Annotated in this window: 26 protein-coding genes and 1 tRNA gene; 11 read left to right on the top strand and 16 right to left on the bottom strand. The window is 61.2% G+C overall.

All coding sequences use genetic code 11. The annotated features are described in order from the left end of the window. Positions 1–303 precede the first annotated feature (303 nt). Positions 304–870 carry a DUF1579 family protein gene (locus NKI54_RS27125; protein ID WP_352636727.1) on the top strand — a complete coding sequence of 189 codons (567 nt, stop codon included), beginning with the start codon at positions 304–306 and terminating at the stop codon, positions 868–870. Positions 871–921: 51 nt separating this feature from the next. Here the strand turns inward: NKI54_RS27125 and NKI54_RS27120 are convergent, their stop codons facing one another. Together NKI54_RS27120 and moaA are read right to left on the bottom strand one after the other, a co-directional pair. Beyond that, positions 922–1,395, bottom strand: a complete 474-nt coding sequence (locus NKI54_RS27120) for a hypothetical protein (protein ID WP_352456743.1) — start codon at positions 1,393–1,395, stop codon at positions 922–924. A 55-nt stretch (positions 1,396–1,450) separates the two neighbouring features. Continuing rightward, on the bottom strand, positions 1,451–2,446 hold the full coding sequence (gene moaA, locus NKI54_RS27115) for a GTP 3',8-cyclase MoaA (RefSeq protein WP_031211306.1): 996 nt from the start codon (positions 2,444–2,446) through the stop codon (positions 1,451–1,453). A 199-nt stretch (positions 2,447–2,645) separates the two neighbouring features. On the opposite strand from moaA, the gene NKI54_RS27110 reads away from it, so the two are divergent. Then, positions 2,646–2,999 (top strand): gamma-butyrobetaine hydroxylase family protein, encoded by a 354-nt coding sequence (locus NKI54_RS27110; protein ID WP_352456745.1) that lies wholly within the window; start codon positions 2,646–2,648, stop codon positions 2,997–2,999. A gap of 23 nt (positions 3,000–3,022) precedes the next feature. Here NKI54_RS27110 and NKI54_RS27105 read toward each other — a convergent pair whose 3' ends face one another. Beyond that, complete coding sequence (locus NKI54_RS27105; RefSeq protein WP_352636726.1) at positions 3,023–3,451, bottom strand: nuclear transport factor 2 family protein; 429 nt, start codon at positions 3,449–3,451, stop codon at positions 3,023–3,025. A 159-nt stretch (positions 3,452–3,610) separates the two neighbouring features. On the opposite strand from NKI54_RS27105, the gene NKI54_RS27100 reads away from it, so the two are divergent. Next, the gene (locus NKI54_RS27100) at positions 3,611–4,222 is read left to right on the top strand and encodes a pyridoxamine 5'-phosphate oxidase family protein (protein WP_352636725.1); all 612 of its coding nucleotides are present in this window, start codon (positions 3,611–3,613) and stop codon (positions 4,220–4,222) included. Positions 4,223–4,249: 27 nt separating this feature from the next. Here NKI54_RS27100 and NKI54_RS27095 read toward each other — a convergent pair whose 3' ends face one another. Continuing rightward, positions 4,250–4,702 (bottom strand): MarR family winged helix-turn-helix transcriptional regulator, encoded by a 453-nt coding sequence (locus NKI54_RS27095; RefSeq protein WP_352448891.1) that lies wholly within the window; start codon positions 4,700–4,702, stop codon positions 4,250–4,252. A gap of 47 nt (positions 4,703–4,749) precedes the next feature. Between NKI54_RS27095 and NKI54_RS27090 the strand changes: the two genes are divergently transcribed. Further along, positions 4,750–5,658 (top strand): alpha/beta hydrolase, encoded by a 909-nt coding sequence (locus NKI54_RS27090; RefSeq protein WP_352636724.1) that lies wholly within the window; start codon positions 4,750–4,752, stop codon positions 5,656–5,658. Positions 5,659–5,692: 34 nt separating this feature from the next. Here NKI54_RS27090 and NKI54_RS27085 read toward each other — a convergent pair whose 3' ends face one another. Beyond that, positions 5,693–6,307: a TetR/AcrR family transcriptional regulator gene (locus NKI54_RS27085; protein ID WP_352636723.1), complete on the bottom strand. Its 615-nt coding sequence runs from the start codon at positions 6,305–6,307 to the stop codon at positions 5,693–5,695. Between the two features lie 98 nt (positions 6,308–6,405). On the opposite strand from NKI54_RS27085, the gene NKI54_RS27080 reads away from it, so the two are divergent. Then, positions 6,406–7,152 carry an SDR family NAD(P)-dependent oxidoreductase gene (locus NKI54_RS27080; RefSeq protein WP_352636722.1) on the top strand — a complete coding sequence of 249 codons (747 nt, stop codon included), beginning with the start codon at positions 6,406–6,408 and terminating at the stop codon, positions 7,150–7,152. Positions 7,153–7,372: 220 nt separating this feature from the next. After that, the gene (locus tag NKI54_RS27075; RefSeq protein ID WP_352636721.1) at positions 7,373–9,277 is read left to right on the top strand and encodes a L,D-transpeptidase family protein; all 1,905 of its coding nucleotides are present in this window, start codon (positions 7,373–7,375) and stop codon (positions 9,275–9,277) included. 11 nt (positions 9,278–9,288) lie between these two features. Here NKI54_RS27075 and NKI54_RS27070 read toward each other — a convergent pair whose 3' ends face one another. From NKI54_RS27070 to NKI54_RS27060, 3 genes are all read right to left on the bottom strand, one after another. Continuing rightward, complete coding sequence (locus tag NKI54_RS27070; RefSeq protein WP_352448896.1) at positions 9,289–9,765, bottom strand: hypothetical protein; 477 nt, start codon at positions 9,763–9,765, stop codon at positions 9,289–9,291. A 125-nt stretch (positions 9,766–9,890) separates the two neighbouring features. Beyond that, on the bottom strand, positions 9,891–10,142 hold the full coding sequence (locus NKI54_RS27065; protein WP_023675031.1) for a PepSY domain-containing protein: 252 nt from the start codon (positions 10,140–10,142) through the stop codon (positions 9,891–9,893). A 136-nt stretch (positions 10,143–10,278) separates the two neighbouring features. Continuing rightward, positions 10,279–10,557 carry a tyrosine-type recombinase/integrase gene (locus NKI54_RS27060; protein ID WP_352636720.1) on the bottom strand — a complete coding sequence of 93 codons (279 nt, stop codon included), beginning with the start codon at positions 10,555–10,557 and terminating at the stop codon, positions 10,279–10,281. An 80-nt stretch (positions 10,558–10,637) separates the two neighbouring features. Here NKI54_RS27060 and NKI54_RS27055 point away from each other — a divergent pair, with 80 nt between their 5' ends. Further along, positions 10,638–11,411 carry a hypothetical protein gene (locus tag NKI54_RS27055; protein ID WP_352636719.1) on the top strand — a complete coding sequence of 258 codons (774 nt, stop codon included), beginning with the start codon at positions 10,638–10,640 and terminating at the stop codon, positions 11,409–11,411. On the opposite strand, the gene NKI54_RS27050 is transcribed toward NKI54_RS27055, so the two are convergent. From NKI54_RS27050 to NKI54_RS27035, 4 genes are all read right to left on the bottom strand, one after another. Further along, the gene (locus NKI54_RS27050; protein WP_352636718.1) at positions 11,389–11,583 is read right to left on the bottom strand and encodes a hypothetical protein; all 195 of its coding nucleotides are present in this window, start codon (positions 11,581–11,583) and stop codon (positions 11,389–11,391) included. The two genes, NKI54_RS27055 and NKI54_RS27050, sit on opposite strands and share 23 nt — an antisense overlap. 539 nt (positions 11,584–12,122) lie before the next feature. After that, a complete protein-coding gene (locus tag NKI54_RS27045) occupies positions 12,123–12,245 on the bottom strand; it encodes a hypothetical protein (protein ID WP_352636717.1) in 123 nt (40 codons plus the stop codon). 451 nt (positions 12,246–12,696) lie between these two features. Further along, a tRNA-Val gene (locus tag NKI54_RS27040) sits at positions 12,697–12,771 on the bottom strand. 103 nt (positions 12,772–12,874) lie between these two features. After that, positions 12,875–13,558, bottom strand: a complete 684-nt coding sequence (locus NKI54_RS27035; RefSeq protein WP_352471880.1) for a phosphoglycolate phosphatase — start codon at positions 13,556–13,558, stop codon at positions 12,875–12,877. Between the two features lie 144 nt (positions 13,559–13,702). On the opposite strand from NKI54_RS27035, the gene rpiA reads away from it, so the two are divergent. From rpiA to gor, 3 genes are all read left to right on the top strand, one after another. Further along, the gene (gene rpiA / locus NKI54_RS27030) at positions 13,703–14,434 is read left to right on the top strand and encodes a ribose-5-phosphate isomerase RpiA (RefSeq protein ID WP_352448900.1); all 732 of its coding nucleotides are present in this window, start codon (positions 13,703–13,705) and stop codon (positions 14,432–14,434) included. Continuing rightward, positions 14,421–14,999: a DUF2059 domain-containing protein gene (locus NKI54_RS27025; protein WP_352636716.1), complete on the top strand. Its 579-nt coding sequence runs from the start codon at positions 14,421–14,423 to the stop codon at positions 14,997–14,999. The genes rpiA and NKI54_RS27025 overlap by 14 nt, the downstream gene beginning before the upstream one ends. Positions 15,000–15,116: 117 nt before the next feature. Beyond that, positions 15,117–16,505 (top strand): glutathione-disulfide reductase, encoded by a 1,389-nt coding sequence (gene gor / locus NKI54_RS27020; protein ID WP_352692735.1) that lies wholly within the window; start codon positions 15,117–15,119, stop codon positions 16,503–16,505. Positions 16,506–16,562: 57 nt separating this feature from the next. Here gor and mgtE read toward each other — a convergent pair whose 3' ends face one another. After that, complete coding sequence (gene mgtE / locus NKI54_RS27015) at positions 16,563–17,927, bottom strand: magnesium transporter (protein ID WP_352636714.1); 1,365 nt, start codon at positions 17,925–17,927, stop codon at positions 16,563–16,565. A 272-nt stretch (positions 17,928–18,199) separates the two neighbouring features. Next, on the bottom strand, positions 18,200–20,089 hold the full coding sequence (locus tag NKI54_RS27010) for an ABC transporter ATP-binding protein/permease (protein WP_352636713.1): 1,890 nt from the start codon (positions 20,087–20,089) through the stop codon (positions 18,200–18,202). Between the two features lie 629 nt (positions 20,090–20,718). Between NKI54_RS27010 and NKI54_RS27005 the strand changes: the two genes are divergently transcribed. Then, on the top strand, positions 20,719–21,153 hold the full coding sequence (locus NKI54_RS27005) for a hypothetical protein (protein ID WP_352636712.1): 435 nt from the start codon (positions 20,719–20,721) through the stop codon (positions 21,151–21,153). A 6-nt stretch (positions 21,154–21,159) separates the two neighbouring features. On the opposite strand, the gene NKI54_RS27000 is transcribed toward NKI54_RS27005, so the two are convergent. Together NKI54_RS27000 and NKI54_RS26995 are read right to left on the bottom strand one after the other, a co-directional pair. Further along, positions 21,160–21,837, bottom strand: coding sequence for a DsbA family oxidoreductase (locus tag NKI54_RS27000; protein ID WP_352456761.1), 678 nt, complete (start codon positions 21,835–21,837; stop codon positions 21,160–21,162). A 23-nt stretch (positions 21,838–21,860) separates the two neighbouring features. Further along, the coding region (locus NKI54_RS26995) for an extracellular solute-binding protein (RefSeq protein ID WP_352692734.1) at positions 21,861–23,503 on the bottom strand (1,643 nt) is incomplete at its 5' end.

The raw sequence follows: 23,503 nt of genomic DNA, 5'->3' as shown, positions 1-23,503 counted from the left end.
CTTGCGGTAAATCCGGTGACCGTTTGCGGACAAGACCTTTTCTGGGTGTGACCCCAAAAAAGGTGCCGTTCTAAAGGATGGGTTCGGAGGGCAAATTTGTCACACTGCGGCTCGAGGAGAATTTTTCGACGAGATCAAATTTGCTCGGCAAGATTCACCAAATTGGTCATTGTAAGCTTCTGATCGTGTTGGGGAGATGGTCCATGATGAATGCACGAGGCAATGCGGACTGGCTTGGCACAGGCAGCAGGCGGCATGTTTCGTCGGCTTTTCCGGTTCTCCTCTGCCCTGGCGGTTATCCTCATGGCGATAGCGCCTGCGTTCGCCGAGAACGGCGCTTCGGCGTCGGCAGTCGAACGGATGTCCACGCCGGGTCACGAAGCGGATGAGCTCGCTCGCCGCGTCGGGAAATGGTCCGTCGTCAACACGATCTGGCCAACGCCCGGCGCCCAGCCGATCGTGATGACGGGGCTGGTGGCCGAGCGCACGATGATCGGTCCCTTCATGCAGGAGGTGATGCGCCCGGCGCCCGGGTCGAAAATGCCGGACTTCCAGCGGATAGCCTATTTGAGCTATGACCGGGTGGAGGGCCGCTGGAAGTATGTCTCCATGGACACCCGTTTCCCGGCAGGGATCATGCCCGCCTGGAGTTTTGGTGGCGAGGAGGACGGCAAGATTTCACTGCTGTTCCAGCCGCTTGGTTTCGTCGGCTTCGGCCCCGAGGTCGAAGGGCGGTTCACGGCCTCCGATTTCGTCATTTCCAGGGACGGCGACAATCACGAAGTGGCCGAGCAACATTTCCTCCAGGCCAATGGCAGCGGCAAAAAATGGCTTGCCGTACGATATGACTACACGCGCCAACAACCGTGACTCGCTAGCAAAAACAATAGGCTGCCAATAAGTTCTGACGTCGCCGGATGCTCACGGTCCCCTGAGGCTGCCGGCGATCGCATCGACGAGCGGGTCGTATTTCGATTTCAGGGCTGGCGGGTAGTCGATCCAGACCGTGCGGATGACACCGTCTTTTCCAAACAGGCGGCGTTCATAGAAGATGTTCCCGCCTTTGATGCCCGACAGCACCGCCCAGTCCTTGCCGGTCTTGCTGTAGGTGATCCTGTAGCCAGGTTCCTTGCTGGCCCTCTCGGCGGAGACGAAGGCTGTCGGGGTGTCATCATCGATGTTGAGGATACCCGAACAGATCAGGCTGGCGCCATCGGCAGTGAGCCATTGTTGTCCATCGCCATTGTCCGGCTCAGGCTGGCGAAGAGTGAAGATTTCATCCGGATAGGTGCAGATGGTACCGAAGCGCTCGTTCGTGTAGGTAAATGGCGCGGCAACTGCCGTGGTCCCCGCCATCACTCCGAAAAACGTCAGGACTGCAAAAAACCGCTGCACGCCTTGCCTCGCGCCGATACCAAGGTGATTATTCTTGCACGAAATCGGCGAAAAATCAGCCGCCGGTGACGCTCATATGCCGCGACACCGACGGACGGTTGGTGCGGCGATCGATGATGAAGTCGTGGCCTTTGGGCTTGCGGCCGATTGCTTCGTCGATGGCATCGGCGACCAGCTCGTTGCCTTCCGACGCACGCAGCGGCGCGCGCAGGTCGGCCGCATCTTCCTGGCCGAGGCACATGTAAAGGGTGCCGGTGCAGGTCAGCCGGACCCGGTTGCAGCTTTCGCAGAAATTATGCGTCATCGGCGTGATGAAGCCCAGCCGTCCGCCGGTCTCGGCGACTTGGACATAGCGGGCCGGGCCACCGGTCTTGTAGGGAATGTCGCTTAGCGTGAACTGGCGTTCGAGAGCCGCGCGCAGCAGCGACAGCGGCAAATACTGGTCGGTGCGGTCGGCGTCGATCTCGCCCATCGGCATGGTTTCGATGACCGTCAGATCCATGCCGCGGCCATGCGCCCAGCGCAGCATTTCCGGCAATTCGGCGTCATTGAAGTCCTTCAACGCCACGGCGTTGAGCTTTACCTTTAGCCCGGCCGCCTGCGCGGCGTCGATGCCGTCCATGACCTTGTCTAGATTGCCCCAGCGGGTGATCTGGCGGAATTTGTCGGCATCGAGGGTATCGAGCGAGACGTTAATGCGCTTGACGCCGCAGTCGGCGAGCTCGGTGGCAAAGCGGGAAAGCTGCGATCCGTTGGTGGTCAGCGTCAGCTCTTCCAGTGCACCACTCTCGAGATGCCGCGAAAGCTGGCGTACCAGGTGCATGATGTTCTTGCGCACAAGCGGCTCACCGCCGGTGAGGCGGAGCTTGCGCACACCCTTTTCGATGAAGACCGTGCAGAGCCGGTCGAGCTCTTCCAGCGACAGCAGGTCCTTCTTCGGCAGGAACGTCATGTCCTCGGCCATGCAATAGGTGCAGCGGAAATCGCAGCGGTCGGTGACCGACACGCGCAGGTAGGTGATCGTGCGACCGAAAGGATCGATCATATCCATGCTTGTGCGCTTCCCGTGGGCGTGAACGGCTTCGTTATATATGGCTATGTGATACGAGCCAACTTGGCATTCAAGATAGAAGCTCGCGATCATCGGTAACATTCCGACGCCGACAGATCATGTCGGAACTTTCCATGCGGCCTTTTCCCTCGACGCGAAGCGGCGTAGGGAAGGGCAGTTCTCCGCAGGATCCACCACCATGACAGCGCCAAAAGAACTTAGGGTCTCGAAGGACCGCAAGCTGCTTTCCGTCACCTTTCCGGGCCATCAGCCGTTCGAATTGTCGGCCGAGCTGCTGCGCGTCGCCTCGCCATCGGCCGAGGTGCAGGGCCATTCGCCCGAACAGCGCGTCACCGTTCCCGGCAAGCGCAATGTAGCGATTCTGAAGATCGAGCCGGTCGGCAATTATGCCGTGCGCATCACCTTCGACGATTTCCATGATACCGGCATCTTCACCTGGAATTACCTGCATACGCTGGGTCATGAGAAGGATGCACGCTGGGCCGCCTATCTCGCCGAACTGGAAGAGAAGGGGCTGAGCCGCGACCGTTGAATGGATCCCGCAGGACTCTCAGGTCAACGCAGGATCGCCAGTATCTCGCTGGTGTCGTAATAAAACGGCGTGCCTTCGATCAGCCGGTCATCCTTGAAGCGCAAGACTTCGGCAAACGGCTGTTTGATGGTTGCACCATTGGCCCACGATGTCAGCGAAAGCGAGCAGCTCATGAACACCGTGTCATCGTTTTGGGCGACCTGAAGGTCCTCCACCGCCACGTCGCTCCAGATTTCCCGCATTTTGCGGAAAAGGGCGCCAACGCCGTCGAGGCCGTTCCAGTCACCGGCATAGGGCAGGGAGCGCGGCTCATGCACGACAATGTCGGCATGAAATGCGCCGGCAAGCACATCGAGGCTCTCCGAGCCTGATTGCAGGAAACGCATTTCAACATTGAACATGTTTTCAATAAGTTCCATGGCGGTGCGTCGCCGGTCGAGCGGTTTATCCATTTTTGACCTCCGTATCCGTTGGCACGATCATGCAGGTAAAGCGGTTTGCCCTTGTTTGCGTTGCCTCGACACCCGTTTCCTGATGACCGGCAAACGGGCACTTGTCGTGAAAACGTCATCCATCTGGAGTAGCGCCGGCAAAGCTTTGGAGACGAAAACATGTCCATGATCACCAGCATCGAACAGCTTGAAGCGCTCTATGGCCCGCCCGGCGAGGCGTCGGTGGTCAAGGAACTCGACCAACTGATTCGCGAATACGCAGCTATCATCGAGGCTTCGCCGTTTGCCGCGCTCGCAACCTGCGGGCCAGAAGGGCTGGACTGCTCGCCGCGCGGCGATCTCGCCGGCTTCGTCCGCATCCACGATCCGAAAACGCTGATGATGCCGGACCGGCGCGGCAACAACCGTGCCGATTCGCTAAGGAACATCCTTCGCGATCCGCGCGTCGCGCTTCTGTTCCTGGTGCCGGGTTCCGGCACGACACTGCGCGTCAATGGCCGCGCCCACATCACCACCGATACCGGGCTCTGCGCCTCGTTCGCCGTCGAGGGCAAGCCGGCGCGCTCGGTGACGATCATCGAGATCGATGCGGTTTATTTCCAGTGCGCCCGCGCCATCCACCGATCGGAACTGTGGAATCCGGCAAGGCATGTCGACCCGAGATCGCTGCCGACTCCCGGCCAAATCCTGGAAATCACCAGCCGCAAGAACATTGACGGCGAGGTCTACGACAAGGAATGGCCCGAGCGCGCGAAAAAATCGATGTGGTGAAGCAGTTGGTGGTGGAGCACTGGGCTGTCAGGCGGTCTTCAAAACCTCGGCAATCCTACGCATCTGTTCGCCGATCATGTCACATTGTTCCGGCGTCGACTGGCTCATCGCCTTCTCGATCAGCGCCATATGGACCTTCAGCGCCTGCATCAGCAGTGCCTCGCCGGCCTCTGTCAACGTCAGCCTCAGCACGCGCTTGTCCTTCTCGTCGCCCTCGCGGCGCAGCAGGCCACGGGTCTCCAGCTGAGGCAAAAGCATGGTGATGTTGGAGCGGCCGACGAGCAGCCGACGAGCAAGGTCGTGCTGCGACATGCCGGGATGACGGTAGAGGTTCATCAGCACGTCGAGCTGCGCCGGCTTCAGGTCGAGCGGCGCAAGCTTCACCGCCAGGGTGCGTTCCACCACATGGCAGGCGCGCGCCACCGCGACCCAGTTGCGAAAACGCGGGTTGTCCCAGGGCAGGTCTTGCTTAATGTTCATGTTTGAACTATTATGTTCATGCTTGAACCAATGAATGGATCGCCACTATGGCATCATTTGGACTGAAGGTCATCCGCGGCACGTTCGGCGTGGCTGAGCATGTGGCACCGCGACTCACCGGGCGTGCTGCATTCGAGCTGTTCTGCCGCACGCCGCACGAGAAGAGCTTGAGCAAAGGCGAGCGCCGCGCAATTGATCGCGCCGCCGATTTCATGACCCAGGCACGCCATCACCGGCTAAAGACCAGAACCGGCTGCGTCATGGTGCATGAATTCCGGCCCGAGCCGGGCAGGGCGACTGCCGGCACCGTGCTCGTCATCCATGGTTGGCGTTCGCGCACCGAATACATGCGCGCGCTGATCGAAGCCTATCGCGATGCCGGCTACAAGGTGGTCTCGCTCGATCTGCCGGGCCACGGCCAGTCGCAGGGCCGCCGGCTTACCCTGGTCAGTGCGGTCGATGCGGCACGGGTTGCCGGCGAATGGTTCGGCCCGTTCGCGGCCATTGTCGGCCATTCCTTCGGTGGTGCCGTTGCCGCCAACGCCGTCGCCGGTTCGATCAGGAACATCCCGCGATTGGCGGCCGGGCGGCTGGTGCTTATCGCCGCGCCGAGCTCGCTGCCGGCGATCTTCGCTGATTTCAGCCGCATGCTGAATGTCGGCTCGCGCTCGCAGGCCGCCATGGCCGACCGGGCCGAGCGCATCGCCGGCCGGCCGTTGCACGAGTTCACCGGTGACCGCCAGCTCGCAAGCACGCCGCTGCCGACGCTGGTGATCCACGCGCCGGACGACCGCGAAGTGTCCGCCGAGCATGCAAGGCTCTACACGCGCGCCGGAGACCATGTGCGGCTTTACTGGGCCGACGGGCTCGGCCACCGCCGCATTCTCGCCGACAGGGGTGTGGCGGAGCGTGCCGTTGGCTTCGTTGCCGGCAGACTGGAGCCGTCTCTGCAGTGACCTGAATATCGTTCTTGTCAGCCGGTTTCGACCGTCACGCCGCCCCGGTGCTGGCCATCGCTATCCAAGCCGCCATTGCCCCGGCCACCGTCGCCAGAAGAGCCGAGCGCGACGCGCCGTCGCGCGCCTGGATCGACATGCCGTGCTGCACGGTCGCGTAGAAGGTCGCGGCTGTACCGCAGTCGAAATCGGCCGGCAACTCCCCCTCGGCCACGCCACGCTCGAGCCGTCTCAGCAAGGCTTCGCGGTTTTCGGCGCGGCGACGGCGCAGATCATCGCAGATGGCGCCGCGGCTTGAGTCCTGGTGCAATGCGCCGAGCGCGATCAGGCAGCCTTGCGGGCGACCGGTCTGTGAATAGGCCCTGGCCGTCTGCCGCAGGAACCGCTCGACCGCCTGGCGCGCGGTCGGCGCCTTTTCCAGCGCGGACCAGATCTCGGTTCCCTCGACCCGCGTGTAAAGCTCGGTTGCCTCGAGAAACAGCGCTTCCTTGCTGCCGAAGGCGGCATAGAGGCTGGGAGAGTTGATGCCCATTGCAGCGGTCAGGTCGCTTATCGACGCGCCCTCATAACCCTTGACCCAAAACACTTCCATTGCGCGCCGCAAGGCGGCGGCTCGATCGAAGGTGCGGGGGCGGCCTCGTTCCGGCATGGCATCCTTTCTGTATTGATCGATACATAATTCGGTTGACGTGGTTCAGCAAGGCTGGCAGATATTTATGTATCAATCACTACAAAATGGAGAAGCAGGTGTCATCCAGAAGCTTGAACGGCAAGGCCGCCCTCGTCACCGGCGGCAGCCGCGGCATTGGTGCGGCGATCGCAAGAAGGCTCGCGGCCGACGGCGCAGGCGTGGCGATCACCTATGTGAATGGCGAGGAAGGGGCGCGTGCGGTGGTCAGGGAAATCGAGGCGGCCGGCGGCCGGACCTTTGCCATCAAGGCCGACAATCGCGATGCTGGTGCGATCGAGGCGGCAGTCGATGAGGCAGCAAAAGCCTTCGGACGGCTCGACATCCTGGTCAATAGCGCCGGCATCTGGCGCGCTGCGCCGATCGATGTCCTGTCGCTTGCCGATTTCGATGAGACAATGGAGGTCAACCTCAGAGCCCCGTTCGTCGCCGCCAAGGCGGCAGCAGCGCATATGGGCGAGGGTGGCCGGATCATCTCGATCGGCAGCAATCTGGCCGAGCGTGCCACCGACACCGGCCTGAGCGCCTATTCGGCCAGCAAGGCTGCCTTGGTTGGCCTGACCAAGGCCTTTGCACGCGATCTCGGTCCGCGCGGCATCACCGCCAATGTCGTCCATCCGGGGTCGACCGATACCGACATGAATCCGGCAGCCGGCCCGCACGCCGAGCATCAGCGCCAGAAGATGGCGATGCCTCGCTTCGGCACGGCCGACGAGATCGCCGGCATGGTCGCCTGGCTTGCCGGTCCCGAAGGGCGCTTCGTGACAGGCACGGCATTGACCATCGACGGCGGCGCCAACGCTTGAGGCTTGGCTCACGGGCACTACCATTGATCGGGGGCGATGGCGGATCGGCTCGACCCGTCACGATCTTGTGAAACCGTTCTGCAACAGACGTTCCGAAATTTATGGAAGCTTAACGAAATCAGTATGAATCAGTGTAGTCACGCCTTACATCCGCCATGCGGTGGGCGAGACCGTGAAAGCGGCGCGGAATGGGATCCGGTTCAACCGGAGCGGGTGATCCATGAAACTCTTTGGAAACAAAGCAACCGTGCTGCCGTTTGCGGTGGCCGCGGCAATGCTGGCCTTCGGGGCGCCGAAGGCTGAAGCGCAAGGGTTCTTCGACATGCTTTTCGGCGGCGGCGTCAAACACGCACCGCCGAAAGGTAACTTTCCGCCGCCACCGTCAAAATACAAGCCGAAGCCCAAGGCGCCGGCCGCTTCCGGTGGTGGGGGCGGTGGTGGTGCGCAAATCAGCGGCCCGTCCTATTATACCTACAAGAGCGATCCGCTGGTGCGCGTCGATTTTTCGGCACTGTCGGCAGCGCCTGAACCAGCAACGCCTCAGGACGCTGCTTTCGAGCCGGCGGCCACCGGGGCTGCATTCCGCGAAGCCATTGCCGGCCTCGACGGCTATGACCTCTACGCCGAGAAGGACACCGCCAAGGCGCTGATCGCCTATTACTCGGCCAATCCGGATTTCATCTGGGTGACGGGAACCAGTCCCAGCAGCCGTGCCCAGGATGCCGTGCGGGTGCTGGGCGAGGCCGCGAGCTACGGCCTGACGCCCGCCGACTACACCGTCGAAGTTCCGGCAGCAGGCACATCGGCGGGCAATGTCGATGAACGCCTGAAAGAGCTGGTCCGCTTCGAGATGGCGCTGTCGGCGCGTGTCCTGCGCTACGCCCGTGACGCACAAAGCGGCCGCGTCGATCCCAACCGCATGACCGGCTACTACGATTTTCCGCCGAAGCCGCTCGACATGGAAGGGGTGCTGAAGACGCTGGCCCATACCCAGCAAGTGCGCACTTATCTCGAGTCACGGCATCCACAGAATTCCGAGTATCAGGCGCTGCGCGTCGAACTGGAAGCGCTCCAGGCCAGCGCCGAAGACGAAATCACCATCGATCCCAACCTGCTGTTGAAGCCGGGGCAGACCAGCCCCGAGCTGCCGAAGCTTTTGACAAAGATCGCGCGCAATCTCGATGACGAGATGGGCGGCGCCTATGGCGAGGTCCTGGCGAGGCTCGCCGCCAGCGAGGTCTACGATCCGGAGCTGGTGCCGGTGATCAAGGCGGTGCAGAAACGGGCCGGCATGAAAGGCGACGGCGTCATCGGCCCGCGTACCGTTGCATCGTTGGCCGGAACGTCCAAGGCCGACAAAATTCAGAAGGTTCGGGTTGCGCTCGAAGAGTTGCGCTGGTTGCCTTCCGACCTTGGCAGCCCGCGCGTCTTCATCAACCAGCCGGCTTTCACCGCGAGCTATATCGATGATGGCGAGGAGAAGCTGAAGACCCGCGCCGTGGTTGGCAGGCCCACCAACCAGACTGCTTTCTTCTATGACCAGATAGAGCAGGTCGACTTCCATCCCTATTGGGGCGTGCCGCAGTCGATCCTGGTCAACGAGATGCTGCCGCGGCTGCGCCGGGATCCTGGCTATCTTGACCGCGCCGGCTACGAGGTGGTCAATGCCCGCGGCAAGCGCATTCCCTCGTCCTCGGTCAATTGGGGCGCCTACGGCGCAAAGATACCCTACGGCGTGCGCCAGCTGCCGAGCGAGGCCAACGCGCTGGGCGAGCTGAAGATACTGTTCCCCAACAAGCATGCAATCTACATGCACGATACGCCGCAGAAGTCGTTTTTCCAGCGCGACATGCGTGCGCTCAGCCATGGCTGCGTTCGCTTGCAGGATCCGCGCGGCATGGCCGCTGCCGTGCTCGGCACCTCGGTCGACTACATCGAGGACAGACTGAAACACGGACATTCGACCGAGGACGTGACACGCAAGATCCCGGTCTATGTCGCCTATTTCACCGCATGGCCGGACCTGTCCGGTACCGTCGAATACTTCAACGACGTCTACGGCCGCGATACAAGGCTGCAGCAGGCACTCGACAGCACGGAAGCGGTGCGTTCGCCGGCAAGCTGACGAATGCGGTTCTAGCGCTGAAACAGCGGACGCCGGAAACCGGCGTCGCGTCCGGCGATGAGCCAATAGACCAAGCCCGCGACAACGCCTGCGGCGGCAATGATGCCGATATCGGCCCAGCGCTCCGGGTTCGTGTCATCCGGTACACTGGGCCAGATCAAGGCGAAGCCGCCAACCGCGGCCGCCGCGCCGAAGACCATGTGCAGCCAAAAACTGCGCAGCGAGAAAAACTCGGCAATCAGTGCGAAGATCAGCGTCTGCAGGCCGGTCAGCACGATCGTCAGAAAATAGATGAACATGCCTAGCGGCGGCAACAGCAGCACCGCAACGGGGGTGACACCCATGACGTCGAAATAATTCGGCGCATTTGGCAGCGAACTCAGCCCGCCATAGATCGCCGCCACCGCGATCAGCCCAACCAGTACCGCTATGAAATAACCCGCGAGCATCATCAGAAAGCGTTTCAATACGTGCTTTACCGTCGCCATGCCCACCCCCGCGCGCAATGATAGCACCGCAGTCAGCCATCAAAGTCATATCTGCGCAAGTGCATGCCCAAGGCCGGGTGCCTCCGGGCGCGCCTTTTTCGAATGCTGACCTTTGCAGGCAGCGACTATTTCGGCGCGGCTGTCACCGGATCGTAGGTGATTTCGACTTTCGCCTTGTCGCTCGTGTAATAAATGACGGTGTAGCCATCGCTGTCCCAATCGATTTCCTTGATGTAGCGGAAGTCGTCGCGCTGCTCGACCTTGGCGATGATTTCCGACAGCTTCTTGGCATTCTGCGGCGGCACCGGATTTTCGTCCGCGGCAAAGGCCGATCCGCCGACAAGCAGCACGGCGGCCGCCAAAACAAGTCTGGACATGGCTTTCCCTCACATCTCGATCAGCAGAAACTCGTTTCTATGTAGGTTTGTTCCGGGATAGCGGACCGTTGCGCTACAAGGAGGCGCCGTCCGTACCTGATTTATGGCTGCCGAAAGAAAGGCAGCTCGCTAAAAATCATGATGCGGCGAGGGGGCGACCTGCAGCTGCGAGGTAAGCCGGGTCATAGGCCGTGTAGCGCTCCGTAACGCCCGGCCGCCTGTGTCCGAGCTGGGTGGCAGTGTCCCACTCACTCACGCCCTCTCGGCGCATCCAGCGGGCCGCTGTGTGCCTCAGGCTGTAGGGATTAACCTTGTCATCCAGTCCCGCAGCAACGCGGGCAGCACGCCACTCAGTTTTGACATCCTGCACCGGCGCTGTCTTGTAAGGCAGAATAAATACCAGCCAGAGAATCATGTGGCAAAGCCCACTTCTTGACCAGCGATTTCGAGCGTTAGCGTGTATAAGCGCTCTAGGGAAGAGCTTGGGAGGATGGTTTGGCGGCAAACCCGGTCGGTACTATTGAAATCACTGTCGACGGCGCTTGGGATATTCAGGACTTGTTTCATCTGTCCGAGAGCCTGACTGAGAGTTACGGCTACTTCCTGCCGTTAGTGGCGCAGGATGAGGACACGCGGGCTCAGCTGCATTCCATCGTTCAGGCGCAGTTTTGGCGCGGCGACATCGAGACCCGGCGCTTTGGGCTGTTTCTCTATCGCCAAATCCCGAAGGACGACGGCCTACGCATCAAGTCCTTCCACTACTCTTCGCCAGGCACCCTGATATTGGTCGGCATCCTGCCGGCACTCTTGCTTGCGGCGCGCGTGGCCAGCAAGTGGCTGGACGTGTCGGAGAAGCTGTTCGACCTCTACGCCAAAATCGAAAAATACTTCCTGAAGCGGAGGAACCTGGTCAAGCCCGGCCGTAAGACAGAGATAGACGACCAAATGGGGTTCGACCTGGACGAAGCCCGCGTGTTGCTCTTTCAGCTTTCCGAATGCCTTGGCTTTGACGAGGAATCGACGGAGCGGATTTGTGCCATCGTTGGCAATCCGGTGTCGGCCCTGAAATTCATGGTGGCGATGTGCAATGAGGCGCGCAAGCTGTCCGCGCTGGAGCGGGAAGGCCTGTTGAAGCTCCCGCGCATCGGTAACCACAACATCAAGGTGCTGCCCCCGGTAAAGGCACTGGACGGGCGCCAGAACACGCGGAGCGGGGTTGTGGTGCAGACCCGGAAGCGCCGGAAGGTCAAGAAGCCGGGCGCCGCTTGACATTCTTCCGCCACTTATCCCAGCCGCTGCCTTTGCTGCGGTCGAGCGCATAGTAGGTTTCGCCGCCGAACTCCCACGCCATCGCCTCAGCATGCTCCGGCTCCTTGAACCGGAAGCCGAGGTATTCCCGGTAATCGCGCCGGATGAAGGCGTGGCGCTCAGCCGTCCCCATTGCCGCCGCCCGCCCGTGGGCAGGCTCATAGGCCTTCTCGCAGCAGTTTTCCCCACGGAATCAAGGCATGGTACGGCCAAAAACGGTCTAGGCATCGGAGTTGATGCCCTTGTGGCGGGCTGGCATGGTGACCTCGCGAACGTTCTAGGAATATATTCCTTGTTTGTTCCAGAGGAGTCAAGGCCATGTCGGGAGATTGCAATTGTTAAATACTCCAGCTAGTCTCCGCTTGTAACAGAGGGGGGACTTGCATGCGTAAGCTAATCGCATTACTCGCTTTTTCTACCTTACTTGCCACATCGGCGTTTGCTTTCTACTCCGATCCGGCTACGGAAGCCTCGGTAAAATTGCATCGGCAAGTGCCAATTCCGATGAGTAAGAAATTCAAAGAGGTTGCTTGCACAAATCGAGGTTCAGCATGTGGGGAATCTTACCCCGACGTGAGTTGCTGCAATAGTTGTTACATTCCGCCCGATAACTCGAACGGGCAGTGCACCTAATAGGCTGGACGATGCAACTGGGGCGTTTTTTAGATGCGGTCACTGTACGAGGAAACGCTCCAGCATCTGTTTGCGGGTTAGCACGTTCGAGCGGATCGCCAGCTTCACGTCGCGGATGAACGCGGCCAGCGAAGGCAGCTTGTCTTCACCGCGGATTGCCATTTGTAGGCCCCGTATTGGTAGCTCACCATGTCATTGCTCTCACAAATCGATTGAGCGCCCGATTTGTAGGCATCTTCGTCCGAGATATCCTGCAACCGCTCTACCCGTACGCTGACGATTTCCAAGAGGATGCGAGAAAGCTCACGCCCAAGTCGGATACGACGGTATCAAGCGAGGGAAGCTGGAGCGGGTCACTCGCGGCACGTTCTGGATTAAGGGCAAGCCGATTCCTACGGCTGCGGAGCGAAGGGGCTAATAGCACCGTGCCTACGGCACCCCCAACCGCCCGCCCAAGCGGTGCGATTGGAGAACCAGGTTGCGTCTGTGCTTTTCCGCCGAGATTCTGCGCTCGGCAAAGGTCTTTTTGGTTTACGCGCCAGTTACGCGCCAGTGAGCTTTTTTGGAAAAAAGATGGCTGGGTCAAATCATCTAACCGTTTTAGTAGGTTAGATGGTGGGCGATGCAGGGATTGAACCTGCGACCCCACCCGTGTGAAGGGTGTGCTCTCCCGCTGAGCTAATCGCCCGCTCGTTGCCCGAAGGCCAAGCGCGCCGCGATATAAGGGAGGCCGGCCTGCTAAGTCAACCACTTGTCGGTCGGCATTTGGCGGTCCGCCCGATGGACAGCTTTCAGCCTTCTGCCGCGGCCATCAGCCCTTGCACCAGATCGAGCGTCAGCGAATCGAAATGCGAGATCACCGCCGACGGTTCGAACTCTCGCACATGACGGTCGGTGTAGCCGAAATCGACTGCCACTACCGGAATCCCGGCGGCTTTCGCCGTGTCGATGTCGGTCTGCGAATCACCGACCATCAGTGCACGGTGCGGGTCGCCGCCGGCGCGCGCGATGGTCTGCGTGAGATGGCGCGGGTCGGGCTTGCGGAACGGAAAACTATCCTGACCGCAGATCGCCGCGAAATGCCTGGTCATACCGAGCGCCTCGATCAGCGCCACCGAATTGGCCTCGTATTTATTGGTGCAGATGGCCAGCAGGTAACCGGCTGCCTCGAACCGTGCGATCGCCTCGGGGACGCCGGGGTAGGGGCGCGACTTGCCGGGGATGTTAACGGTGTAATGGTCCAGAAACAGCTTGAGCAGGCGGTCGTGCTCCTCCACTGCCAGCGACCTGTGCTGCGCTGCGTGAGCGCGCTCGATCATCACCCGGCCGCCATGGCCGACGAAGCGCTTGAAGCCGGCTTCGTCGACGGCCGCGAGCTGGCTGGCGGCAAGGCTGTGGTTGAGACTGTCGAGCAGGTCCGGCGCCGTGTCGATCAGCGTCCCGTCGAGGTCGAACACGATGATCGGTCGGGTCATGGCCTGTCCTGTGACGATTTGATTGCCGGCAGGCGATAAACGCTGCGGCCCGTTCAGGCAAGCCGGCTTATCCACCGCGGGCAAGGTCCTTTGACCAGCCCGGCAAAAATGCTACGAGCGCCGAAACAAATCTCGGGACCCGGCATGGATGCGAGGCAATTGAAGGTTGAGGCCGCGCGGGCAGCGCTTGCCCATGTCACGGATGGCATGCGGCTCGGCATCGGCACCGGCACGACGGCGGACGAGTTCGTCCGGCTGCTCGCCGACAAGGTCGCCACCGGCCTGACTGTCATCGGCGTGCCGACCTCGGAGCGCACCGCCGTCCTTTGCAGCGAGCTTGGTGTGCCGCTGTCGACCCTCGAGGAAACGCCCGAGCTCGACCTCACCATCGACGGCGCCGACGAGATCGATCCGGCGCTGACATTGGTCAAGGGCGGCGGCGGCGCGCTGCTGCGCGAAAAGATCGTCGCGGCGGCCTCCGCCCGCATGATCGTCATCGCCGACAGCTCCAAGATGGTCGAGATGATCGGCCGTTTTCCGCTGCCCATCGAAGTCAACCGGTTTGGCCTGCGCGCCACCGAAATTGCGGTCGGCGCGGCGGCTGCAAACCTTGGCCTTTCCGGCCCTGTTACATTGAGGATGACGGGGAGCCAGCCATTTGTTACAGACGGCGGCCATTTTATCCTCGATGCATCTTTTGGCCGCATTCCGGATACAAGAGCGCTTTCGAATGCTCTCCACGCCATTCCGGGCGTGGTCGAGCATGGTCTTTTCATCGGGCTGGCATCAACGGCCATCATAGCCGGCGGCGACGGCATCCAAACCGTCCATGCCGCCCGAAAATCAGGGAGTTTTACCGATCATGATGTTGCATAACCGGGTTGGCCGCTTTTTTGCCATTCTGGCGGCCTCGGCCGTTTTCGCGTTTTCGTCGCCTGCGTTTTCGCAGGACGTCACCGATGCGCATTTGAAGGCGGCGCGCGCCGCCGTCACGGCGATCCATGCGACGGATACGTTCGACAGCATCCTGCCGCAAGCGGCCGCGGCACTGGAGCAGCAGCTGATCCAGAAGAACCCGGACATGCAGGAACTGATCGCCAAGACGATCAACGAGAAGGCGATGGCCCTGGCATCGCGCCGCGCCGACCTGGAAAAGGAAGCGGCGCTCGCCTATGCAAAGGTGTTCTCGGAAAAGGAACTCAATGAAATTGCCGCGTTCTACAATTCCGATTCCGGCAAGAAGCTGCTCGACAACGGCCCGATCGTGACGCGCGAACTGGTGAAGGCTGCCGAGATCTGGCAGAACGGCCTGGCTCGCGATCTCGCCCAGCAGGTCGGCGAGACCCTGGGTGCAGCGGCGAATGCCAAGGCGCCGGCTGCACCTGCCGACGGTACCGCTCCGGCCGATGGTGCAGCTCCCGCGGACGCTACACCGAATTGATTGCGGACTTCCGAGCCGCCTGACCGCCACTGGACCAAAAGCCCGGCAAATCCGGGCTTTTCTTTTGATAGTCGGCAGCCTACCTGTCTCGGGGTTTGAGGGGCAAGGAGTTCAGCCATGGCCGGTTACGACTACGATCTTTTCGTCATCGGCGGCGGCTCCGGCGGGGTGAGGGCGGCGCGCGTCGCGGCCGCACTCGGCAAGCGTGTCGGCATTGCCGAGGAATACCGCTATGGCGGCACATGCGTGATCCGTGGCTGCGTGCCGAAGAAGCTCTATGTCTACGCCTCGCAATTCCCCGAGCATTTCGCCGACGCCGCCGGTTATGGCTGGACGGTGCCTGAGGCGCGTTTCGACTGGCAGACGCTGGTCGCCAACAAGGACCGCGAAATCAGCCGGCTGGAGGCCATCTACAAGAAGAACGTGCAGGGCGCCGGCGGCGAGGTCTTTCATTCGCGCGCCACCCTGGTCGGTCGGCATGTGGTGCATCTTCTCGGTGAGGATCGCACCGTTACCGCCGACCAGATCCTGATCGCTACCGGCGGGCGACCGGCGCCGCATCCGGCATTGCCCGGCCATGAGCACTGCATCTTTTCCAACGAGGCCTTCGACCTCAAGGAACTGCCGAAGGCAATCATGATCGAGGGCGGCGGCTATATCGCCGTCGAATTCGCCAACATCTTTCACGGCCTCGGCGTCGACACGACGCTGGTCTACCGCGGCAAGGAGATCCTCAGCCGTTTCGACATGGACCTCAGACGCATGCTGCACGACACGATGGAAAAGAAAGGGATAAAAATCCTCTGCCACGCCGTATCAGAGTGGGTCAGGAAGCGGCCTGACGGCCGGCTCGACGCGCTTGTCACCGGCGGCACGGTGCTGACGGTCGACCAGGTCATGCTCGCCATCGGCCGCATTCCCAATACCGAGAACATGGGCCTGGAAGGCGTCGGCATCGAGATGACCAAAACCGGGGCAATCCACGTCGACGAATACTCCCGCACGAACATCGACAACATCTGGGCAATCGGTGACGTCACCCATCGCGTGCAATTGACGCCGGTGGCAATCCACGAGGCGATGTGCTTCGTCGAGACCGCCTTCAAGGACAAGCCGACGGCGCCCGACCATGACACGATCGCTACCGCAGTCTTTTCGCAGCCCGAGATCGGTACGGTCGGCCTGTCGGAGGATGAGGCGGCAAAGCGCTTTTCGGATGTTGAAATCTACCGCGCCACCTTCCGGCCGATGCGGCACACACTTTCCGGCCGCGACGAAAAGATGCTGATGAAGCTGGTCGTCGACGGCGCCTCGAAAAAGGTCCTCGGCGCCCACATCCTCGGGCCGGATGCCGGCGAAATGGCGCAGCTTCTCGGCATACCGCTGAAGGCCGGCCTGACCAAGGATGATTTCGATCGCACCATGGCGGTGCATCCGACCGCCGCGGAAGAACTCGTCACAATGTACAAGCCGACTTACCGGGTGAGAGATGGTGAGCGGGTCTGACGCGACAAGAACCCATCGCGGCAACGAGATTGCCGCGATGGAAGTGCGTGAGTTTTCTTACAGCAACGTTCCGCGCAGGATCACCAGCGCCACAGAAAAATAGATCACCAGCCCGGTGACGTCGACCAGCGTGGCGACGAACGGGGCCGATGCGCTGGCCGGGTCGAAGCCCATGCGCTTCAGGGCGAACGGCAGCATCGATCCAGACAGCGAGCCGAAGGTGACGATGCCAACCAGCGTGGCGCCGATCGTCATTGCGATCAGCGGCCAGTGCGGGCCGTAGTCGTAGAAGCCGAGATACTGCCAGAGCGCGATGCGGCAGACGCCGACCACGCCAAGAATCGAGCCAAGCACCAGGCCGGTGGGCAGCTCGCGCAATGCCACCCGCCACCAGTCGCCAAGGCCGATCTCGCGCAGCGCCAGCGCCCGGATGACGAGCGAGGTCGCCTGCGAGCCGGAATTTCCGCCGGAGCTCATGATCAATGGAATAAATAGCGTCAGCACGATCGCCTTTTCCAGCTCGCCCTCGTAGCTCTGCATCGCGTTGGCGGTCAGCATCTCGCTGATAAACAGCGCGCACAGCCAGCCGGCGCGTTTCTGGATCATCGCCAGAAAGCCCATCTTCATATAGGGCTCGTCGAGAGCCTCCATGCCGCCGAAACGATGCACATCCTCCGTCGTTTCCTCGATCATTGTGTCGATAATATCGTCGATGGTAACGATGCCGAGCAGTCTGCCGTTGTCCACGACCGGAACGGCGAGCAGATCATATTTCGAGATCAGCTGAGCAACCTTTTCACTATCGGTCAGCGGTGAAACGGTGATAGGCGCGCGATCCGGCGCTATTGCCATGATCAGCTGATCCGGCTCGCCAGCGATCAGTCGACGCAGGCTGGTCGAGCGCAACAGGACATGCGTTTGCGGATCGACGATGTAGATCGCGTAGACGGTTTCGCGAGTCCGCTCCACCTTGCGGATATAATCCAGCGTGCGGGCCACGCTCCAGTCCGGCGGCACGCTGACATATTCGGTCGTCATGAGCGAGGCGGCGCTGCCCTCGGGATAGCCGAGAATGGCAAGCAGCGTCGCGCGCAGCGGTGGCGCCAGGCCGCCGAGCAGTTCGGAACGAGCCGGCTCGTTCAGATCGCGCAGTATGTCGGCGGCGCGGTCGACCGACATGGCGGCAAGCAGTCTGCCTGCCTTGATGCGGGGCAGCGCCTCCACCAGTTCGGAAGCGCCGTCGAGTTCAGGCTGGTCGAAGATCTCGACCAGCCGCTCGAACGGCACTTCGCAAAGCAGCGCCGATGCCGTCTCCCGGGGCTCCTGGTTCAAGGCCTCGACGATGTCGGCGACGTGTTCGTTGGCAAGTACGCGAGCGATGGCGATGGCATCGCCGCCCGCGACAGGGGAAAACTCGTTCATGGCTCACTCCTTGCCGTCCGGCAGGACGTGAGCCTGTCAGGTCACGTCAAGCGGACGGCGGTTGCGTTCGACTGTGACTGTCGCCAGGCATGGCGCGGTGACCTTTCTGCTCGCGGGTTCGAGTTGAGATTCTGCAAGCCGGCGCAACATAGGAGCGCGCCTTGCCGAGTCAATCGCGAGAGCGGGTTAAAGCGGCGGCAAACCGACTGGATCGCGAGACTGTGATCGGGCGACGTGGCAGGCTGGCTGGATGCCGGCAGTGGTGCCCGCGGCTATCTCTGCTTCAGCCGGCGGGGAAAGCGCAGCCATTTGTCCTCGGCCGGCCGCGTCGGCTGCGTGAGGATGGTGGTGAGCTCTACCGGCAAGCTCGGAACCAGCGGCTTCTTGGTGGCGACGCCGTCGGCGATCGCAACCACGCTGTGGTAGAATTCGGTGCCCGCGAGCGATCTCGGCGGCGTCGCCTCATGCATGATCGAGATCACAGTTGCATCAGGGCAATTGTCCTTGATCGCCTGATGGAAGGCGATCCGTCCTTCGGGATCGAGCGCGCCGGTGGCTTCATCGAGGAACAGTAGTCCCGGCTGCTGCAGCACGATGCGGGCGACGACGAGCTTCTGTTTCTGCCCACCCGAAAGAACCTGATCCCAGATCTTTCCTTCACGGCTCTCATCGGCCAGATGCTCGATGAAGTCGCCGAGGCCGGCCTTGTGCAAGGCGGACGCGACCTGCACGTCGGCATAATCATGCTCGGAACCGGGCAGGCAGACCAGTTGCTTCAGTGAAACCTGCTGCAGCTTCACCTCCTGGGCGGCGTAGAAACTCCTGACCCCTTCCGGGAAGACGATGGTGCCGCGACCGTAAGGCCACAGCCCGTTGATCGCCTTGATCAGCGAGGTCTTGCCGCAGCCGGATTCGCCCTTGAGGAAAGTCCACTCGCCACGCCGGAAGCGCAAATTTGCAGCACTCAGGAAGGGCGTTGCGTCCTCGCCCTGATGCGCCAGTTCGAGCTTCTGGATGGTCAGGCCGAAAACCGGGTTTTGGCGGTCGTAGCGAAAATCGGAGCGGCCGGTCTGCTGATAAAATTCCTGCGGGTGCTGGACGTTTTCGATCGCGTTTGCGAGTTCGGTGACGCGCTGGCTGTTGGCCCGCAGCGCGGCGATGGCAGGCATGACGTGGATGAACCACGAGCATTGACTGATCAGCGAGTTGACCATCTCGGAGCCGGTTATGTAGCCCTTGAGATCGAAGCCGTTATGGATAAAGGGAACCAAGCCTGGCCCGTAGGCGACAATGCGGGCACCGATGAAATTGTAGATCAGCTCGAACGAATTGTAGCCTGTGTTGACGATGTTCAGCCGCGCCCAGGTGCGGTCGATGTCGACATAGCGCTGGCTGTGCACTGCCTTCTGCACGTTCTCGCCTTGCGATGCGGCGACATGAAAACTGCGGCGCAGAAACGTGATCAGCTCGCCGCGATAGCTGCCTTCGGCCTGCTGCATCCTGACATTGAGTCGTTCCAGCAGCCTGCCCAGCTTGACCGCGATCCAGGTGTTCAACGGCACGTAGGTGGCGACCGCCAGAAAGGCGAGGACGGCGCTGCCATAGCTGCCGAGGAACTCCAGCCCTTTGACCTCCGCCGAGTGTGCAAGCAGTTGCTGGCCAACGAAATACAATGAAGTAGCAACGGCCAGAACCCCCATCGCGAGGCCGATGGCTCCGCCCGTCATATCCTTGATCGATTCCTGGATGCGCTGATCGATATTGTCGGGAGCGGCGGCACCTGACGAGCCATGCTGAGCGTGGAAATGCGTGTGATTGGCGTCAAGCAGGGCTTCGTTGAACTGGCTGTCCAGCCAGCCGCGCCACTTGCGATGCAACGTTGCGGATACCAGGCTGCGGATACCGGTAAAACCCGCATCCTTGAGCAAGACCAGGAGGACAAGTATCCCGGCATTGGTCAGCAGTGTCTGAAGCGGGGTGGTGTTTGCGGCATCGTGGAAAAAGGCGATCGAGTTGACCAGCTCTCCGGATGCCACGGCAAACCACACGCCTGACTTGCTGGAGAGCGCGGTGAGCAGGGCGATCACCAGCGTCAACGTCCAGGCTTCCACCCACCGGTCCGAGAACCAGTAGGCCCGCATCAGTCCCCAGAAGCTGCGCATCGACGATACGGGCGTCAGGGGCGACGGCCTTGCGGCACCGCGGAGCCATTTTTCCGATATTGAATGTCGCGTTGGTCTATCGACCCGAATCACTATCCCGCCCAAACGATTTTTCTTTTGTTACGGACAGTAACACCAATTGATCATTTTCCATTAGCTTTTCACCAGTCGCAGGTGGCTTAGCTCGCCGGCCGTTGCAGTAGAGCAACAGAATGAATGATCACGGCGCTATGCCGTCATGCTTCGAGGGGCGGAATACCAACGCAATTTCAAATAGTTACTTGCCTGAGCCGGAGCAAGCAGTGACCTTCCCTAAGGGAAGGTCTTCACACAGCTTTGTGAACATAGAAGCGCCGTCCAGCGGTCGATCTTTCACAGCCTGAATCGCCTTCACGGCCAGTCCGGCCTCGTCGGCGGCCAGAACGTGACCGTATGATTCGTGGTTGAAGCCGCCTTGTCAGGACCCCGTAGTCGGCCAAGCAATGACTTTGCCGACACAGTCCAGGATGAAGATCAATATCAATTGGCCCGTGCCGTTTTAAGAGCGCGCACAAACCGCGTTTGACAAACACGCGCTTCGGATTGAACCTGGCCGGACGCATCCAGGTTTGAACCAGGGGGAGTTCGCCATGCTTGCACTGACATTTTTTGTCGCGACGCTCGCAACATTTTTCTGGCTGCCGCAAACATATGCCGGCAGCCAGACCGTTCCCGCAAACGCCGAGGGACAGATCGAGTTCAACACGCCGTCCGGCAATATTGGCTGCATCTACACGCCGAAGGGCGGCACCAGCACCTACGAGCCACAGGATGGCGGACCGGAACTGAGCTGTTCGCGTGTCGAGCCCAGCTACGTCACCGTCATCCTCGGTCCGAAAGGTCCGGCGACGCTGATCAAGAATCCGGGCGAGCAAGGCTGCTGCGGCGACGTCACCAGGCTGGCGTACGGCGCCAGCTGGAGTAAGGGCCCGTTTTCCTGCCAGTCATCCACCAAGGGATTGACCTGCACCGGCAAGCATGGCCATGGCTTTTTCGTCAGCAAGGCCAAGGTGACGGTGAAGTAGTCCGACTCAGTTCGCTGTTTCCAGTTCGCCGCGCGCCTTGGCCGCGGCGACCTGGCGGAGCGCATCGGCAAGCGTATCGGCGTCCTGGGCTCCCATCACCGCATATTTGCCTTCAAGCAGAAAGCACGGCACACCCGATATGCCCATGCGCGAAGCGGTGGCGATTTCGGTGCGCACCGCCTCGACATCGGCGTCGGTCGGCAGAAGCGTTTCGACCACGGAGGCATCCATGCCGGCCTCGCGGGCGGCTTCGATCAGCACGGCATGATCGCCGAGATTGGCGCCTTCCTCGAAATTCAGCTGGAACAGCCGGCGCACCAGCCGGTTCTGAATGGCCTCGCCGGCCGTGCCGGCCCAGCGAATGAGACGGTGCGCATCCAGCGTATTGGGCGCGACCTTGATGGCGTCGAAGGCGAAGGAGATGCCTTCAGCCTCGCCCAGCGGTTCGATCCGGGCATGGATTTCGCGGATGCGTTGCTCGCTGCCGAATTTCGCCACCATATAGTCACGGCGGTTCTTGCCTTCGGGCGGGATTGTTGGGTCGAGTTGGAAGGGCCGCCAGCGTATGTGAACGTCGATATCGACGGCGGCAATCGCCTTGTCGAGCCGTTTCTGGCCGATAAAGCACCAGGGGCACACGACGTCGGAGACCACATCGACGGTAATCGAGTTCTCGTCGTTCATCTTGATCTCCTGTTGTGAAGAGGTCACTTCGGTTTGCGCCACCAGGTCGGCAACTGATAACCGTATATGGGCGTCTTTTGCGGATGTTCCAGATAGTTCCAATAAGCGAGCCATTGCTGGTTGTTGTGCTGCGTCGGCACCATGTAGTTGCCGGAGATCAGCAGCCGGTCGAGAACGCGGACGGCGGCGACGGAGTCCTCCTTCGAACGAGCTCTCAGCATCGCCTCGATCGCCGCATCCACCGCCGGATCGGCGACGCCGGCGAGGTTGAACGATCCTTCGGCCTTGGCGGCAGCGGATCCCCAGCGCCCGGTTTGCTCGATACCGGGCGACAGCGAGTTGTTGAAACCGGTCGAGCCGACCAGCACCTCGAAATCGAAACGCTGCTTGCGCGACTGGATCTGATCACCGTCGAGGCTGCGGATGCCGACATCGATGCCGAGCTTCTCAAGGGTGCGCTGATAGATAGCGGCAAGTCGCTCTTCGTCCTGCGAGGCGGTCAGGATCTCGAAACCGAACGGCTTTCCCTCGGGATCGAGCATCGCGCCGTCCTGCACCGTATAGCCCGCGCTCTTCAGCAGCTCGAATGCCGCCTTCAGCACCTTGCGGTCCTGGCCGGAGCCGTCGGTAACGGGCGGCCTGTAGGTGCCGTCCATGACATCTGCGGGCACGCGGCCGGGGTAGGGGGCCAGCAGGGCCTTTTCCTTTTCGCTGGCCGGGTGGCCGAGCGCGGACAACTCGGAATTCTGCCAAAAGCTCATCGTGCGCGTGTATTTGCCGCCGAACAGATTCTTGTTGGCCCATTCGAAATCGTAGAGCATGCCGAGCGCGCGCCGCACGACCGGATTGGAAAATTTCGGCAGCCGCGTGTTGAACAGGAAACCGTTGACCACCGGCGGAATGCCGGTATCGAAAGTTTCGGCGATGACCTCGCCCCTGTGGAAGGCCGGAAAGTCGAGATCGCGCTCGCGCTTGACCGGGTCGCTGTCGTCGTCGATGGCGCAGATGCCTTTCTTGAACGCTTCCTGCTTGGCGTTGGCGTTGAGGAAATATTCGATGGTGATCTGGTCGTAATTGTCGAAGCCGCGCTTGGACGGCACGTCCTTGCCCCAATAGTCCGGATTGCGCTTGAACACGATGCGCTGACCGGGCACGACTTGCGCCACCGTGTAAGGCCCGCTGCCGATCACCGGCTTTAGCGTCGTCCTGTCGAAGGTGTCCTTGTTGAAGGCGTGTTTCGGGATGATCGGCGTCAGCGCAATGATCAAAGGAAATTCGCGGTCGGCCTTGTCGTTGAAGGTGAAGCGCACACTGCGGTCGCCGGTCTTTTCGAGCTTGGCAATCGCTTTCATTCGCTGGCTGTAAGGTGGGCGGCCCTTCTCGGTGAAGACGTCATAGGTAAACAACACGTCTTCCGGCGTCACCGGCTCGCCGTCCGACCATTTGGCGTTGGGATCGAGGTGGAATTCGATGCTCTTGCGCTCGGGATCCATGTCGGCGGTATCGGCGAGCAGGCCGTAGAGACTGAAGGCCTCGTCGTAGTTGCGCTGCATCAACGGCTCGAAGACAAGATTGCCAAAGGCTTGATCCATCATGCCGCGCGCGGTGGTGCGCAGGCTTCTCAGGATGAACGGATTGAGATTGTCGAAGCTGCCGACGACGCAAT

The organism is Mesorhizobium sp. M0663, assembly GCF_040320585.1.
GTDB lineage: Bacteria > Pseudomonadota > Alphaproteobacteria > Rhizobiales > Rhizobiaceae > Mesorhizobium.
The sequence above is the reverse complement of the archived record's forward strand: the minus strand, read 5'-3'. Positions and strand labels throughout refer to the sequence as shown.

Bases quoted from the DNA above. Each gene is read 5' to 3' on its own strand.
- NKI54_RS27060 (WP_352636720.1), bottom strand. From the start codon at position 10,557: ATGATTCTCTGGCTGGTATTTATTCTGCCTTACAAGACAGCGCCGGTG.
- NKI54_RS27050 (WP_352636718.1), bottom strand. From the start codon at position 11,583: ATGGGGACGGCTGAGCGCCACGCCTTCATCCGGCGCGATTACCGGGAA.
- NKI54_RS27025 (WP_352636716.1), top strand. From the start codon at position 14,421: ATGATGTTGCATAACCGGGTTGGCCGCTTTTTTGCCATTCTGGCGGCC.
- NKI54_RS27000 (WP_352456761.1), bottom strand. From the start codon at position 21,837: ATGAACGACGAGAACTCGATTACCGTCGATGTGGTCTCCGACGTCGTG.
- NKI54_RS27085 (WP_352636723.1), bottom strand. From the start codon at position 6,307: ATGCCGGAACGAGGCCGCCCCCGCACCTTCGATCGAGCCGCCGCCTTG.
- NKI54_RS27100 (WP_352636725.1), top strand. From the start codon at position 3,611: ATGTCCATGATCACCAGCATCGAACAGCTTGAAGCGCTCTATGGCCCG.
- rpiA (WP_352448900.1), top strand. From the start codon at position 13,703: ATGGATGCGAGGCAATTGAAGGTTGAGGCCGCGCGGGCAGCGCTTGCC.
- NKI54_RS27095 (WP_352448891.1), bottom strand. From the start codon at position 4,702: ATGAACATTAAGCAAGACCTGCCCTGGGACAACCCGCGTTTTCGCAAC.
- NKI54_RS27035 (WP_352471880.1), bottom strand. From the start codon at position 13,558: ATGACCCGACCGATCATCGTGTTCGACCTCGACGGGACGCTGATCGAC.
- NKI54_RS27105 (WP_352636726.1), bottom strand. From the start codon at position 3,451: ATGGATAAACCGCTCGACCGGCGACGCACCGCCATGGAACTTATTGAA.
- NKI54_RS27005 (WP_352636712.1), top strand. From the start codon at position 20,719: ATGCTTGCACTGACATTTTTTGTCGCGACGCTCGCAACATTTTTCTGG.
- moaA (WP_031211306.1), bottom strand. From the start codon at position 2,446: ATGGATATGATCGATCCTTTCGGTCGCACGATCACCTACCTGCGCGTG.
- NKI54_RS27070 (WP_352448896.1), bottom strand. From the start codon at position 9,765: ATGGCGACGGTAAAGCACGTATTGAAACGCTTTCTGATGATGCTCGCG.
- NKI54_RS27010 (WP_352636713.1), bottom strand. From the start codon at position 20,089: ATGCGCAGCTTCTGGGGACTGATGCGGGCCTACTGGTTCTCGGACCGG.
- gor (WP_352692735.1), top strand. From the start codon at position 15,117: ATGGCCGGTTACGACTACGATCTTTTCGTCATCGGCGGCGGCTCCGGC.
- NKI54_RS27045 (WP_352636717.1), bottom strand. From the start codon at position 12,245: ATGGCAATCCGCGGTGAAGACAAGCTGCCTTCGCTGGCCGCGTTCATC.
- NKI54_RS27075 (WP_352636721.1), top strand. From the start codon at position 7,373: ATGAAACTCTTTGGAAACAAAGCAACCGTGCTGCCGTTTGCGGTGGCC.
- NKI54_RS27065 (WP_023675031.1), bottom strand. From the start codon at position 10,142: ATGTCCAGACTTGTTTTGGCGGCCGCCGTGCTGCTTGTCGGCGGATCG.
- NKI54_RS27125 (WP_352636727.1), top strand. From the start codon at position 304: ATGGCGATAGCGCCTGCGTTCGCCGAGAACGGCGCTTCGGCGTCGGCA.
- NKI54_RS27090 (WP_352636724.1), top strand. From the start codon at position 4,750: ATGGCATCATTTGGACTGAAGGTCATCCGCGGCACGTTCGGCGTGGCT.
- mgtE (WP_352636714.1), bottom strand. From the start codon at position 17,927: ATGAACGAGTTTTCCCCTGTCGCGGGCGGCGATGCCATCGCCATCGCT.
- NKI54_RS27110 (WP_352456745.1), top strand. From the start codon at position 2,646: ATGACAGCGCCAAAAGAACTTAGGGTCTCGAAGGACCGCAAGCTGCTT.